15 protein-coding genes are annotated in these 13,459 nt (G+C 39.1%); 14 read left to right on the plus strand and 1 reads right to left on the minus strand.

Translation table 11 applies throughout. The annotated features are described in order from the left end of the window. Positions 1-3 precede the first annotated feature (3 nt). Positions 4-420 (plus strand): PaaI family thioesterase, encoded by a 417-nt coding sequence (locus tag J536_RS20855; protein WP_000842533.1) that lies wholly within the window; start codon positions 4-6, stop codon positions 418-420. Between the two features lie 62 nt (positions 421-482). Here J536_RS20855 and nadB read toward each other — a convergent pair whose 3' ends face one another. Beyond that, on the minus strand, positions 483-2,126 hold the full coding sequence (nadB, locus tag J536_RS20860) for an L-aspartate oxidase (RefSeq protein ID WP_000367525.1): 1,644 nt from the start codon (positions 2,124-2,126) through the stop codon (positions 483-485). Positions 2,127-2,356: 230 nt separating this feature from the next. Between nadB and J536_RS20865 the strand changes: the two genes are divergently transcribed. From J536_RS20865 to J536_RS20915, 13 genes are all read left to right on the plus strand, one after another. After that, positions 2,357-3,733, plus strand: a complete 1,377-nt coding sequence (locus J536_RS20865; RefSeq protein ID WP_017386238.1) for a Do family serine endopeptidase — start codon at positions 2,357-2,359, stop codon at positions 3,731-3,733. A 122-nt stretch (positions 3,734-3,855) separates the two neighbouring features. After that, positions 3,856-4,308, plus strand: a complete 453-nt coding sequence (locus J536_RS20870; RefSeq protein ID WP_005073148.1) for an acyl-CoA thioesterase — start codon at positions 3,856-3,858, stop codon at positions 4,306-4,308. Positions 4,309-4,329: 21 nt separating this feature from the next. After that, positions 4,330-4,878 carry a GNAT family N-acetyltransferase gene (locus tag J536_RS20875; RefSeq protein ID WP_032063840.1) on the plus strand — a complete coding sequence of 183 codons (549 nt, stop codon included), beginning with the start codon at positions 4,330-4,332 and terminating at the stop codon, positions 4,876-4,878. 183 nt (positions 4,879-5,061) lie between these two features. Continuing rightward, positions 5,062-6,879, plus strand: a complete 1,818-nt coding sequence (lepA, locus tag J536_RS20880) for a translation elongation factor 4 (RefSeq protein ID WP_002118606.1) — start codon at positions 5,062-5,064, stop codon at positions 6,877-6,879. A gap of 75 nt (positions 6,880-6,954) precedes the next feature. Further along, complete coding sequence (lepB, locus tag J536_RS20885) at positions 6,955-7,782, plus strand: signal peptidase I (protein WP_005067825.1); 828 nt, start codon at positions 6,955-6,957, stop codon at positions 7,780-7,782. 24 nt (positions 7,783-7,806) lie between these two features. After that, positions 7,807-8,181, plus strand: coding sequence for a DUF4845 domain-containing protein (locus J536_RS20890; protein WP_017480576.1), 375 nt, complete (start codon positions 7,807-7,809; stop codon positions 8,179-8,181). After that, positions 8,153-8,845, plus strand: a complete 693-nt coding sequence (rnc, locus tag J536_RS0104755) for a ribonuclease III (RefSeq protein WP_005067830.1) — start codon at positions 8,153-8,155, stop codon at positions 8,843-8,845. Before J536_RS20890 ends, rnc begins: the two co-directional genes overlap by 29 nt. Before the next feature lie 11 nt (positions 8,846-8,856). Continuing rightward, positions 8,857-9,879, plus strand: coding sequence for a GTPase Era (gene era, locus J536_RS20895; RefSeq protein WP_079381034.1), 1,023 nt, complete (start codon positions 8,857-8,859; stop codon positions 9,877-9,879). A 17-nt stretch (positions 9,880-9,896) separates the two neighbouring features. Beyond that, positions 9,897-10,100: an NF038104 family lipoprotein gene (locus J536_RS0104760; protein ID WP_005067833.1), complete on the plus strand. Its 204-nt coding sequence runs from the start codon at positions 9,897-9,899 to the stop codon at positions 10,098-10,100. 9 nt (positions 10,101-10,109) lie between these two features. Beyond that, the gene (gene recO / locus J536_RS20900; RefSeq protein ID WP_016140294.1) at positions 10,110-10,823 is read left to right on the plus strand and encodes a DNA repair protein RecO; all 714 of its coding nucleotides are present in this window, start codon (positions 10,110-10,112) and stop codon (positions 10,821-10,823) included. Positions 10,824-10,836: 13 nt separating this feature from the next. After that, positions 10,837-11,562: a pyridoxine 5'-phosphate synthase gene (gene pdxJ / locus J536_RS20905; RefSeq protein WP_002118629.1), complete on the plus strand. Its 726-nt coding sequence runs from the start codon at positions 10,837-10,839 to the stop codon at positions 11,560-11,562. A gap of 6 nt (positions 11,563-11,568) precedes the next feature. Continuing rightward, positions 11,569-12,213 carry a tRNA-(ms[2]io[6]A)-hydroxylase gene (locus J536_RS20910; RefSeq protein WP_032055220.1) on the plus strand — a complete coding sequence of 215 codons (645 nt, stop codon included), beginning with the start codon at positions 11,569-11,571 and terminating at the stop codon, positions 12,211-12,213. 251 nt (positions 12,214-12,464) lie between these two features. Beyond that, positions 12,465-13,223, plus strand: a complete 759-nt coding sequence (locus J536_RS20915; RefSeq protein ID WP_032035927.1) for an SDR family oxidoreductase — start codon at positions 12,465-12,467, stop codon at positions 13,221-13,223. Positions 13,224-13,459 lie beyond the last annotated feature (236 nt).

The raw sequence follows: 13,459 nt of genomic DNA on the forward strand, positions 1-13,459 counted from the left end.
AGGATGAAAAGCTCAAAAGAAGAAATCGTGGCATTTCTTGAAAAGGAATTTCCACCAAGTCTTGAACATTGCACGATTGAATCAGTCACCCCCAAAGCTGCAGTTGTTTATTATCATGTCGATCAAAGGCATCAACGCCCTGGTGGCACCATATCTGGTCCAACCATGATGACATTAGCTGATTTTGCCTTATATATTGCGATATTAGGTGAGATCGGTATTGTTGGTTTAGCCGTAACCACCAACTTTAATATTAATTTTTTAAGAAAACCCGCAGGTGATCAAGACTTACGTAGTGAATGTAAACTCATGAAGGTCGGAAAGAGCTTGGTTGTTGGGGAAGTCTGGATTTATTCAGTCGGTTTGGATGAACCCGTTGCGCATGTGACCGCGACTTATTCAATCCCACCTAGAGCATAAATATCAAAGCAAATAAAAAAGCACAGCCAGAGCTGTGCTTTTTTGTAGAGTAGAAGAACAGCTTAAATGTCGGTATTTACCAATGGCTGTTCTACTGCAAAATTTGGAGGAGTCAAAACAGTTTTACGAATCTCGCTGGAAGTTTCCGGATAATCAAGCGTGTAATGTAAACCACGTGATTCTTTACGTTGCATGGCACAGCGAACAATCATTTCAGATACTAAAACAAGGTTACGAAGCTCAATCAGGTTTTTGCTAACACGATAGTCTTGATAATATTCCGTGATTTCACGCTTTAACATTTCAATACGGTGTAAAGCACGTTCTAAACGTTTTGTGGTTCTGACAATACCAACGTAGTTCCACATGGTCGAACGTAACTCATCCCAGTTTTGTAAAATCACAACATCTTCATCTGGATTGGTTACTTGTGAGTCATCCCAAGTTGGTACTTCAGGTAATTTGAAGTTTTCATCAAATTTATTTTCGATATCTTTTGCCGCACTCATACCGTAAACGAAGCACTCAAGTAATGAGTTACTTGCCATACGGTTTGCACCATGTAAGCCTGTATAAGATGTTTCACCAATCGCATAGAGACCTTCAATATCCGTCTGGCTATTTGAGTCAACCACAACACCACCACATGTATAGTGAGCTGCTGGTACCACTGGAATCATGTCTTTGGTAATGTCGATACCTAACTCAAGCAATCTTGCATAAAGTGTAGGGAAGTGCTCTTTAATAAACTCAGGTGATTTATGGGTAATGTCTAACCACACGTGACGAATACCGAGACGCTTGATTTCATGGTCAATGGTACGTGCCACAATATCGCGAGGAGCCAGTTCTGCACGATCATCAAAACGTAGCATAAAACGTTCGCCATCCGGCAAACGTAAGTAAGCGCCTTCACCACGCATAGCTTCAGTAATTAAGAAAGAGCGGGCTTGCGGATGGTACAGGCAAGTTGGATGGAACTGATTAAATTCCATATTCGCTACACGACAACCTGCACGATAAGCCATTGCAATACCATCACCCGTAGCAATATCTGGATTAGATGTATACAGATAAGCCTTCATCGCACCACCGCAAGCCAGCGCAGTGAATGGCGCAAGGAAGGTATGAACCTTTTCAGTATTTTCATCTAATGCATATAAACCAATAGCACGATTCGCTTGGTCAGTATGGCCTAATTTATGCGAAGTGATTAAATCAATCGCAATATAATTTTCAAAAATAGTAATATTTTTACGTTCTTTAGCACGTTCAACCAAAGTGGTTGAAATGGCTTTACCTGTTGCATCAGCAGAATGGATAATGCGGCGCTGTGAGTGACCACCCTCACGAGTCAAATGAAGCTGTTCATCTTCATCGAGAGTAAATTGCACGCCTTGCTTTAAAAGAAAATCAACAGAAGGGCGGCCGCCTTCTACGGTATGTTGTACCGCGTCCATTTCACATAAATGAGCGCCTGCAATCATAGTGTCATTAATATGCTGTTGAATAGAGTCAGTCTCATCGAGAACAGCAGCAACGCCACCTTGAGCATAAAAGGTACTTGCTTCGGTTAGAGCAGCTTTGGCTAAAACTGCAATATTAAAATGATTTGGTAACGATAAAGCCAGACTTAAACCAGCGCCGCCGCTGCCCACAATAATCACGTCAAAGTGGTGAATTGTCTGTAAATTAGGCATGTCCATTCGCATCAATTTAAAACGTCCGCTAATGACACCCCTTTTTACCTAAAAAGGCAAGAGCTTAAGCGCTCTAACTCAGAGAAAAATTGCAATTGGCTTAAAAAGTTGCAATGCGTAAAATAATCCTTGTGATGACGTATTACAAATAAACATATTGTTACGCACAACCTCAAAGCGTTGTGATACAACAGTTTTATTCTTATTCTCGTAGACCAATTGTGGGTGAGCACCGAATGAAATCTCGCTATTTACAACAAGGAATGTATGCAGCGGTATTTACAGTTGCTGCTGTTCAAGCAAATGCTGCTGTTGATTTTTCAAATCTTGTTGAACAAGTTAGTCCAGCAGTCGTGAGTGTAAATGTCGTAAAAAAAATGACTCAGGATGAACTGTTGCAGCAGCAAGTTCCTGAAATTTTAAAACGTTTCTTTGGCAATCAGGTCATCATTCCACAGCAACAAGGTCCACAAGAAAAGACAGCATATGGTAGTGCATTCTTTATTAGTAAAGATGGTTACCTACTTACTAACCACCATGTGATTGAAAATGCCTCTCGTATCAGCATCACTCTAAATGACCGACGTGAAATTGATGCAACCGTGGTCGGTAGTGATGAGCGCACAGATGTTGCATTGTTAAAGGTCAATGGAACTAACTATCCAGCTTTACGAGTAGGAAATGTTGACCGTTTACGTGTCGGAGAGCCAGTTTTAGCAATTGGTTCGCCGTTTGGCTTTGACTACTCCGCTTCGGCAGGTATTGTCAGTGCAAAATCACGAAACATGAGCGGTGAAACTTCGGTGCCATTTATTCAAACAGATGTGGCTTTAAACCCGGGTAACTCAGGTGGTCCATTATTTAATCAAAATGGTGAAGTGGTCGGGGTAAACTCTCGAATATTTAGTGGTACTGGCGGCTATATGGGCTTGTCTTTCTCTATTCCGATTGATGTAGCAATGGATGTTGCCGACCAGCTCAAAACAAAAGGTAAAGTCACACGCTCTTATCTAGGGGTGATGATGCAAGATATTGACCGAAACCTTGCTGATGCCTACAAATTACCAAAACCTGAAGGCGCTTTAATTACCCAAATTTCTCCGAACTCACCTGCACAAAAAGCAGGGCTGAGAGCGGGCGACGTGATTTTAAAATTAAATGGTGCGCCTGTACTTCGTACAAGTGATTTACTCTATGCATTAAACAAAGTACAGCCAAACCAAACTGTTCAGTTTGAAGTATTACGTGATGATAAAACACGCAATATTTCAGCGACCTTAACAACTGCACCAGATGAAACACCTGCTACTGGTTTACAAGGTGCTGCATCTAAGGGACCAGTTTTAGGCATGAGTATTCGTGATCTAGCTGAACCGGAAAAAAATGCGTTGAGCGTAAAAGGTGGTATTTATGTACAAGATGTTCGCCGTGGTGGTTTAGCATCATTGTCGAATATCATTCCGGGCGATGTGATTACTCAAGTCAATAATAATCAAATTTTAAATAGTCAGGATTTTGCAAAAGTTGTTTCTAACTTACCGAAAAATACCGTAGCACGTGTTGCTATTATTCGTCAGGGACAGCGCGCAATGCTTGGTTTACGTATTCAATAATCCTCAACCGAATCAATAAGCCACCCTGAAAATGGGTGGTTTTTGTTATTTATCTTGAGCGTTTAGCGATATCTACCTACACTTATTTCAGTTTTAAGGTTAATAAATAAGAGTGTTCATTTGTGAGTAGTATTTTTGATTTACATATTCAGGTGCAGCCACATCACATTGATGCGTTGGGACATGTAAATAATGTGATGTATGTTCAATGGATGCAGGATGTAGCTGCTGCTCATGTTGAAACTTTGGGAGTAGGGGTAACTAAGTATCTTGAGTTAAAACATGCAATGGTCGCGGTTGAGCATCATGTGCAATATCGTAAAGCTGCGTTTGAAGGCGAACAAATTGTATTACGTACATGGTTAGATGACATTAATGCACTTTATTCATTTCGCCAGTATGTGTTTTTTCGTCCATCAGATCAGGCCGTATTATTTGTTGGAAATACTAAATGGGCATGTATTGAAATTGCTACTGGACGTCCAAAACGAATGTCGCCAACTTTTACCCATGCATACAAGCCGCTTGACTCAAGCATAAACCCTTACGATTTTACCGTTTCGTATGATAAGTAAGTAAAAAAGAGAGGCTGGAATTTGAAGAATTTATTTTCCATAGAAACCGATCGATTAATCTTAAGTGATCTTACAGAAGCTGATAAAAATTTTGTCTTTGACTTATTTTCAAATTCAAGCGTACTCGAATTTTATGATTTAAAAGCCTTTACTTCATTAGAAGAAGCTGGGGCTTTAATTGAAAAAATGCATAAAAAATGGAATCAACAGCTAGGTTTTAGGCATGCTATTCGTCTTAAAAAAGATGGAAGTATGTTGGGAACATGTGGTGTAAATACTATCAAACAGAGTGATGATGATTTTGCGGTTGTCATTGGTTATGAACTTCATCCTAATGCATGGGGTGAGGGATATATGCAAGAGGCTCTAGTAGGGCTCATCCAGTATTTGAAACAAGAGAGATTATTCCAAAAACAAATAAAATATGTTTGGGCTGAAATATTTGAACAGAACATTAGATCTCAACAAGTCGTGCAGAAACTCGGATTTGAATTGATTGGGGATATAGCTAATGAGACAGGTAATAATTTATCTGCAAGTCTACTTAAGTTCGAGCTAAAACTGTTCTGATTTAAGTACTCTTCAAAGAGAAATAGATCGTTATGTTGAGAAGTTTAAAAAGCTTTTTTAAAAGAAAGAATTTATATCTTTTTCATATCGGCAATCTGTTATAATCTCACGCAATTTATTTAACCGCTTTGGCTGTGTATTAAAACAAGCTACATAGCACTCTATATTTTCTCAAGGTAACCCATGGCGCAAGCTAAAAAATCCGTCGATATCAAAAATATACGAAATTTCTCGATTATTGCCCACATTGACCATGGTAAGTCTACATTGGCTGACCGTTTTATTCAGATGTGTGGTGGTCTACAAGATCGTGAAATGCAAGCTCAAGTCTTAGACTCAATGGAGCTTGAGCGTGAACGTGGGATTACCATTAAAGCCGCTTCTGTCACGCTGTATTACACCCATCCAAATGGTCAGGAATATCAATTGAACTTTATTGATACGCCTGGGCACGTTGACTTCTCATATGAGGTTTCTCGTTCATTAGCTGCATGTGAAGGTGCACTATTGGTTGTAGATGCAGCACAAGGTGTTGAAGCTCAATCAGTTGCAAACTGTTATACAGCAATTGAACAAGGTCTAGAAGTTCTTCCTATTCTAAATAAAATTGATTTACCACAGGCTGAACCTGAACGTGTAATTCATGAAATTGAAGAAATTATCGGGATTGAAGCGACAGATGCACCAACTTGTTCAGCAAAAACTGGTTTAGGTGTTGAGGGTGTACTCGAGCGTTTAGTTGATGTTATTCCGGCACCAGAAGGTGATCGTGAAGCACCATTACAAGCATTAATTATCGACTCATGGTTTGATAACTACTTAGGCGTAGTTTCTCTTGTTCGTATTAAACAAGGTCGTATCCGCAAGGGCGACAAAATGTTGGTTAAATCGACAGGACAAACTCATCCAGTCACTTCTGTAGGTGTGTTTAATCCTAAGCATACTGAAACAGATATTCTTGAAGCTGGTGAAGTAGGTTTTGTTATTGCGGGTATTAAAGATATTTTTGGTGCACCAGTAGGTGACACGATTACTCTTGCTTCTACACCAGATGTTGCAACTTTACCTGGTTTCAAAAAGGTTAAACCGCAAGTATATGCTGGTCTTTTCCCGATTGACGCGAGTGACTTTGAACCGTTCCGTGAAGCATTGCAAAAATTACAGATTAATGACTCGGCTTTATTCTTTGAACCAGAAAGTTCAGATGCTTTAGGCTTTGGTTTCCGTTGTGGCTTCTTAGGTATGCTGCACATGGAAATTGTACAAGAGCGTTTAGAGCGTGAGTACGATCTTGACCTTATCAGTTCAGCACCTACCGTAATTTATGAGGCATTAACTAAAAAAGGCGAAACAATTTACATCGATAGCCCATCAAAAATGCCAGACGGATCTACTGTAGAAGATTTGCGTGAACCAATTGCTGAATGTCATATCCTTGTTCCTCAAGAGTATTTAGGGAACGTAATGACGCTCTGTATCGAACGTCGTGGTGTACAAAAAGATATGAAATTCTTGGGTAACCAAGTTTCTATTACTTTTGAAATCCCGATGGCTGAAGTCGTTATGGATTTCTTTGACAGATTAAAGTCATGCTCTCGTGGCTTTGCATCTTTAGACTATAACTTTGTACGTTTTGAAAGTTCAGCTTTAGTTAAGGTTGATGTGTTAATTAATAGCGAAAAGGTTGATGCCTTGGCTATGATTTGTCACCGTAATGATGCACGTCATCGTGGTATTGCATTGGTTGAGAAAATGAAAGACTTAATTCCTCGCCAAATGTTCGATGTTGCTATTCAGGCAGCAATCGGTGCGCAAATTATTGCCCGTTCTACCGTAAAAGCGATGCGTAAAAACGTATTGGCAAAATGTTATGGTGGTGACGTTTCGCGTAAGAAAAAACTACTTTCTAAACAAAAAGAAGGTAAGAAACGTATGAAACAAGTGGGAAGTGTTGAAATTCCACAAGAAGCGTTCTTGGCTGTATTGAAAGTAGAAAGATAAGAAATGAGCGTGGGGAAAGTGAATAATTTCCTTTCCCCACTGTAATACAAGCAGCGAGGCTGCGAGTGAGGTCATGTGGATTTTGATTTTAATTTAATTCTTGTTCCAGTTACGCTGATTCTATTTGCAGTGTGGTTGTTAGATAAACTTGTATTAAAACAGCGTGCAAATAAAGGACGCGGGAACGAAAATTTTGTCATTACATGGGCCTATGACTTTTGGCCAGTTTTAGCTGTAGTACTTGTGCTTCGTTCATTTCTTTATGAACCATTTAATATTCCATCGGACTCTATGGTGCCAACTTTAGAAACTGGTGATTTTATTCTGGTGAATAAATTTGATTATGGTGTACGTTTACCTATCGTTAATAAAAAAATTATTGATGTAGGTGAGCCGAAGCGTGGTGATGTAATTGTATTCCGTTATCCACCTCAACCGACTATTAGCTACATTAAACGTGTAATCGGTTTACCTGGCGATCATATTGTTTATGACCATGGGCAATTGATTATTAACGGGCAAAAAGTACCGAAAGTATTAACACAGTTCAGTCGTGAAAAAGATGTGATGGATACGCCAACGTCTATTTATCATAAAGAGACGATTGGTGAGCATACCTTTACGATGCGTGAGCTTGAAGGCGTAAATGTGGCGCGCCAAGCACCGTTTATCAACTATGTTGAAAATGGTAAATATGCGAACCAAGACGGTTTATATTGGGAAGTGACTGTACCAAAAGGACATTACTTTGCAATGGGGGATAACCGCGATCAAAGTGCAGACAGTCGTTTCTGGGGGTTCGTTCCTGAAGAAAACTTAACAGGACGAGCATTCTACGTGTGGATGCATAAAGAACCGGGTTTACACCTTCCTAACTTTAGCCGAAATGGAAAAATAGATTAAAAACAACCATTAGGAAAAAAAGAAATGCGTAAGGCACAACAGGGTACTTCGTATTTAGCAATTTTATTTGGGGTGGTTATATTTGCGATTGCAGTAAAAGCTGTACTTGCAGTTTGGCCAGCATATTGGGATGATCGGCTGATTAATAATCAGATAGAAGAGCTTTTACAAGAAAGCTCTTCTGAGATCACACCACAAAAGTTTGTAGCACAAATGGATCAGCGACTCGAAATGAACAATATTCGTGATCTCCACTTTAAAGAGATCGCTCAAGTGTTTAATCAGTCAGGTCTAACGGTCAAAAAGAAATATGAAGTAAGAAAACCTTTCTTATTCAATATTGATTTAGTTTTAACATTTGAGAAGAGTTTTGATAAAACATCAGTTCAAACTAAGTGATCCTCGCTTACTGAGTCGAATCGGATATCAATTTAAGCAGCTTGAATTGTTACAGTTAGCTTTGACTCATCGTTCGGTGAGTCACAAATACAATTACGAGCGCTTAGAGTTTCTCGGTGATTCATTATTAGGCATGATAATCGCCAATTATCTATATCATGCTTATCCAAATGAAAATGAAGGTCGTCTCACGCGTATGCGTGCGACCTTAGTTCGCCAAGAAGCGTTAGGTAAGATTGCAACCGATTTGCAACTTAGTCGGTGTTTAATATTAAGTACAGGCGAGTTGAAATCTGGTGGTCATCATCGTGAGTCAATATTAGCAGATACGGTAGAAGCGATTATTGGTGCAATTTATCTTGATAGTGGTGATCTCAACTTACTTAAAGATATTGTGCTAAAATGGTACATACCCTATTTAGACCATATAGAACCTACGGATCAACTCAAAGATCCGAAATCACGTTTACAAGAGTATCTACAAGCACGTAAAAAACCTCTCCCTGTTTACGAGGTTGTAGATATTCAGGGTGATGCACCTCATCAGCACTTTAAAGTGGAATGTGTGGTAGATGGTTTACCGAAGATTTATGGTGAGGGTTCAAGTCGTCGTTTTGCCGAGCAGGCAGCAGCGGCGGAAATTTTAAAGTTATTGGAGCAATAACCTGCATGTCGATGCATTCTGATCAAATCAATCCAGATTCAAATGAAAACCAAGATCCTAATAATCTGATTGATCAATTTTTTAGTTCCAAAGGCGTAACAATCCCTTCGGATTTTAAGAGCGGATTTGTGGCGATTGTGGGGCGTCCAAATGTGGGTAAATCTACCCTCATGAACCATTTATTGGGTCAAAAACTTTCTATTACTTCGCGTAAACCTCAAACAACACGTCATAAAATTATTGGTATTGATTCGCGCGAAAAGATGCAGGCGGTATATGTAGATACCCCAGGTATGCATAAAAAAGAAGTGCGTGCTATTAATAAAATGATGAACCGTGCTGCTCATTCTGCATTACGTGACGTTAACTTAGTTTTATTCGTTATCGATGCTTATAAGTGGACTCAAAATGACGATTTAGTGCTTGAAAAACTCAAGAACGCTGAAATGCCGGTTATTTTGGTCATTAATAAGGCGGACACTTTTGAAGATAAAAGAGAGATTCTTCCTCTCATTCAAGAACGTGCCAAACTTATGAATTTTGCTGAGATTGTTCCTGTTTCTGCTTTGCGTGGTGCAAACTTGGAACACTTGAGTGAAACGATTGAGAAATACCTTCCTTACCAACCACCATTGTATTCATTTGATCAGATTACTGACCGCTCTGAACGCTTCTTAGCAAGTGAAATTATTCGCGAAAAAATTATGCGTCAGTTGGGTGAAGAGCTTCCTTATGATTTAACAGTACAAATTGAATCTTTCAAAACAGAAGAAGCAACTGTTAATGAAAAAACTGGTCGTTTAAAGCCGGCTTGTACCTATATCGATGCAACGATTTTTGTAGACCGCGCTGGTCAAAAAGCCATTGTGATTGGTGAAAAAGGTGCCAAGCTTAAAACGATTGGTATGGATGCTCGTAAAGACATGGAAAAAATGTTTGAGCAAAAAATTATGCTCACACTTTGGGTAAAAGTGAAGGGTGGCTGGTCTGATGATGAGCGAGCTCTCAAAAGCTTAGGATACAGTGATATCTAAAGGATAAGGATGCTGGTATGAAAACAATTACATCATTAATCGCTATAGTTGGATGTACATTGATGTTACAAGGTTGTGTATATAAGCTTGTAACCGTACCAGTAGGTATCGCCTATAAAACTACTAAAGGTGTAGTTAAAGGTACAGCAGCTGTTGTAGGTGCTGTTATTCCTGACGGTGATGATGAGGATGATAAAAAAGAAAAAGAATCTGAGGAATAGATTCTTTTTATGATGCGCAATGAAGTCCTCCATGGATATATGATTCATCACCGTAAGTACCGTGAAAAAAGTCATATTGTGCATCTTTTTACTCAGGAATATGGGCGAGTCGATGGCATCTTAAGGCAGACTCCGCCCCCTCAATATCAACCTATTCGACTGCAAGCCACAGGTAAAAGTGAACTCAAAAATTTTACTAAGCTGGAAATATTAAATCAGCCTGTTTTCTTTTTTGGTGATGCTTTTTTTGCTGGTTTTTATCTAAATGAAATTGTTCTTAGACTTTGCCCATTAGAAGAGGCAATGCCACAAACTTTTGAGCAATATCAATTAACTTTGCTTCAATTACAGCAATTATCTTCCCACGAAAATCCTGATCTTTTTCTGAGACAGATTTTGCGCCAGTTCGAACATGTTTTGCTTCCTGAGCTGGGTTACGCGATTGATTTCTCAATTGATACTCAACAACAGCCAATACAGGCTCACCAGTTTTATCAATTTCAGGTGACGGAAGGTTTTGCGCCCGTTGTTCAGGCAAGTCGTTCTTCATTGTCAGGTAAAGCAATTTTATCTATGTTGGATTATGAGCAAGGCCAGGATTTTTCTCACGAACAATTGCAATTATTAGGTAAACTATACCGTCAAATGATTACATCGCTTTTAGGAGATCGTCCCCTAAAAAGTCGACAATTGTGGATTCAAAATACTCAAACTCAATCGTAATTAGGATTTATTTATGGCTGCATTGCTTGGTGTAAACATAGACCATGTTGCTACTTTGAGACAGGCGCGCGGTACTACTTATCCAGACCCTGTAGAAGCTGCTCTTATTTGTGAAGAAGCGGGTGCAGAGGGGATTACTTTGCATTTGCGTGAAGATCGTCGTCATATTCAAGATGATGACGTACGCCGCATGCGTCCATTATTAAAAACGCGTATGAACCTAGAGTTGGCTGTTACTGATGAAATGGTCGAGTTTGCGAAAGAAATTCAGCCGCAGCACGTGTGTTTTGTTCCAGAAAGACGCCAAGAAGTAACAACTGAAGGCGGTTTGGATGTAGTGGGTAACTTTGAAAAAGTTAAAGCTGCAACTCAAACTTTAGCGGCCATTGGTTGCGACGTATCATTATTTATTGATGCTGATTTAGCCCAAATTGATGCAGCAGTTGCGTGTGGCGCACCTACGATTGAGTTGCATACAGGTGCATATGCAGATGCGGAAACAGAGCAAGATCAACAAGCCGAGTTAGAGCGTATTATCAAAGGTGTTGAATATGCAGCTTCAAAAGGTTTGGTTGTAAATGCAGGTCATGGCCTTAACCTTAAAAATATTGCGCCAATTGCAGCTATTCCACAAATTCATGAATTAAACATTGGTCATTCAATTATTGCTGAAAGTGTTTTTGTAGGTCTGGTTCAAGCGGTTAAAGATATGAAAACAGCGATTCAGGCAGCAGGATAGTTGGTTATGTCGAGTATCAATTACGATGAATTAATGCAACCTGTGGTGGCCTTTTTAGGATGTCAAACACCAAATGCATGGTTGGATGAGGCAATCAATAATTTAGATATCTTGATGCAAGATCATGCTAATTGTGAAAAGAAAGCTGCTAGTACAGCAATGAACTTAATGTTCCGCTATAGCTTCTTTCCTGACTTACAAGTAAAACTTGCTCAACTTGTACGAGAAGAAATGCTTCACTACGAACAAGTACTTGAGCTTATGGCTAAGCGCGGTCAAGAGTGGACTGGTTTAAGTGCTGGGCGTTATGCAGGTGGGTTGCGTAAAGAGATTCGTACGTATGAGCCTGAAGCTTTAATTGATGTGCTGGTGATTGGGGCATTCGTAGAGGCTCGTTCATGTGAGCGTTTTTATGCACTTGCTCCGCGTGTAGATGATGAGTTAGGACGTTATTATCGATACTTGCTTAAGTCAGAGTCTCGTCATTTTGAAGACTATCTCGCACTTGCGCTTGATGTAGCAAAAACTGCAAAAATGAAAGATCCTAAAGAGGATATTCAGCAGCGAATTGATCATATCCGTGAAGTTGAAAAGAATCTGATTTTAACCCCAGATAATACTTTCCGTTTTCATAGTGGTATTCCTGCTTAGTCTTGGATGTCTCAAATAAAAAAGTTTACCTTTCACGGTAAACTTTTTTATTAGGTAAGCATGTTCTGCTTTTAGTTTTTTAATGCATATAATTATTTAATAAATATATTTTTTATAGATTTTAATTTCTCTTAAAATTTTTAAAAAACTTTTATTTTTTTAGGCTAATAATAAATATTGTGTAAATATAAAGGCTGATATGTTCATCATGAGTTCAACTGAAATAGTTGATCATTTCTAAGGATATAAGAATGTTAGCATTAGTTACAGGTGCCTCAGCGGGTTTTGGTTATAGCATTTCAAAAAAACTGATTGAGTTAGGATATAACGTTATTGGTTGCGGAAGACGAGCAGAAAAACTAGAAGAACTAAAACAAGAACTTGGTGAAAAATTCTACCCATTAGTATTTGACATGACAGATACGGCAGAAAATATAAATAAAGTATTGGTTGATTTGCCAGCCGAATTTCAAATCGGCCAAATTGATTTATTGGTGAATAATGCAGGTTTGGCATTAGGATTGGAACCAGCAGATAAATCAGATCTAGATGATTGGTACACGATGATTGATACCAATGTTAAGGGGCTTGTTACGATTACCCGATTAATTTTGCCAAGTATGGTAAAGAAAAAATCAGGTTTGATTATTAATATGGGGTCTATCGCAGGCACATATCCATACCCAGGGGGCAATGTGTATGGGGCAACCAAAGCTTTCGTGGAGCAATTTAGTCTAAATCTTCGTGCTGATTTGGCTGGTACTGGTGTGCGCGTAACTAACATTGAACCAGGGTTGTGTGGAGGTACTGAATTTTCTCTTGTGCGTTTTAAAGGTGATGAGGATAAAGTAAACAGTCTATATGATAAAAAGAATCCACTTTTGCCTGAAGATATTGCAAATACAGTAGCTTGGATTGCTTCCCAACCTCCACACATTAATATTAATCGTATTGAAATGATGCCGACCACTCAATCTTTTAATCCTTTAAAAGTGGTTGAAGTGGAATAATAATTTAAGAAGAAAATATATTCTTTCGAGTTAGGTTAGAGCGTTAAACCTAATAAAGACTCTAAGAAAAAATTAAATCCTCTATCTGCTGATAGAGGATTTTTTATAGTTATTGATAAATTTATGGCAAAAAAAAGCCCGCTTTAATGCTGCGGGCTTTTTAGTATTTGGCTCTCCCACCTGGGCTCGAACCAGGGACCTGCGGATTAACAGTCCGTCGCTCTACCGACTGAGCT

Source organism: Acinetobacter sp. 809848 (assembly GCF_000581275.1).
In the GTDB taxonomy this organism is placed as follows: Bacteria; Pseudomonadota; Gammaproteobacteria; order Pseudomonadales; family Moraxellaceae; genus Acinetobacter; species Acinetobacter pittii.

Coding starts and splice junctions, on each gene's coding strand:
- J536_RS20855 (WP_000842533.1), top strand. CDS start 4: ATGAAAAGCTCAAAAGAAGAAATCGTGGCATTTCTTGAAAAGGAATTT.
- nadB (WP_000367525.1), bottom strand. CDS start 2,126: ATGGACATGCCTAATTTACAGACAATTCACCACTTTGACGTGATTATT.
- J536_RS20865 (WP_017386238.1), top strand. CDS start 2,357: ATGAAATCTCGCTATTTACAACAAGGAATGTATGCAGCGGTATTTACA.
- lepA (WP_002118606.1), top strand. CDS start 5,062: ATGGCGCAAGCTAAAAAATCCGTCGATATCAAAAATATACGAAATTTC.
- J536_RS20890 (WP_017480576.1), top strand. CDS start 7,807: ATGCGTAAGGCACAACAGGGTACTTCGTATTTAGCAATTTTATTTGGG.
- era (WP_079381034.1), top strand. CDS start 8,857: ATGCATTCTGATCAAATCAATCCAGATTCAAATGAAAACCAAGATCCT.
- J536_RS0104760 (WP_005067833.1), top strand. CDS start 9,897: ATGAAAACAATTACATCATTAATCGCTATAGTTGGATGTACATTGATG.
- recO (WP_016140294.1), top strand. CDS start 10,110: ATGATGCGCAATGAAGTCCTCCATGGATATATGATTCATCACCGTAAG.
- pdxJ (WP_002118629.1), top strand. CDS start 10,837: ATGGCTGCATTGCTTGGTGTAAACATAGACCATGTTGCTACTTTGAGA.
- J536_RS20910 (WP_032055220.1), top strand. CDS start 11,569: ATGTCGAGTATCAATTACGATGAATTAATGCAACCTGTGGTGGCCTTT.
- J536_RS20915 (WP_032035927.1), top strand. CDS start 12,465: ATGTTAGCATTAGTTACAGGTGCCTCAGCGGGTTTTGGTTATAGCATT.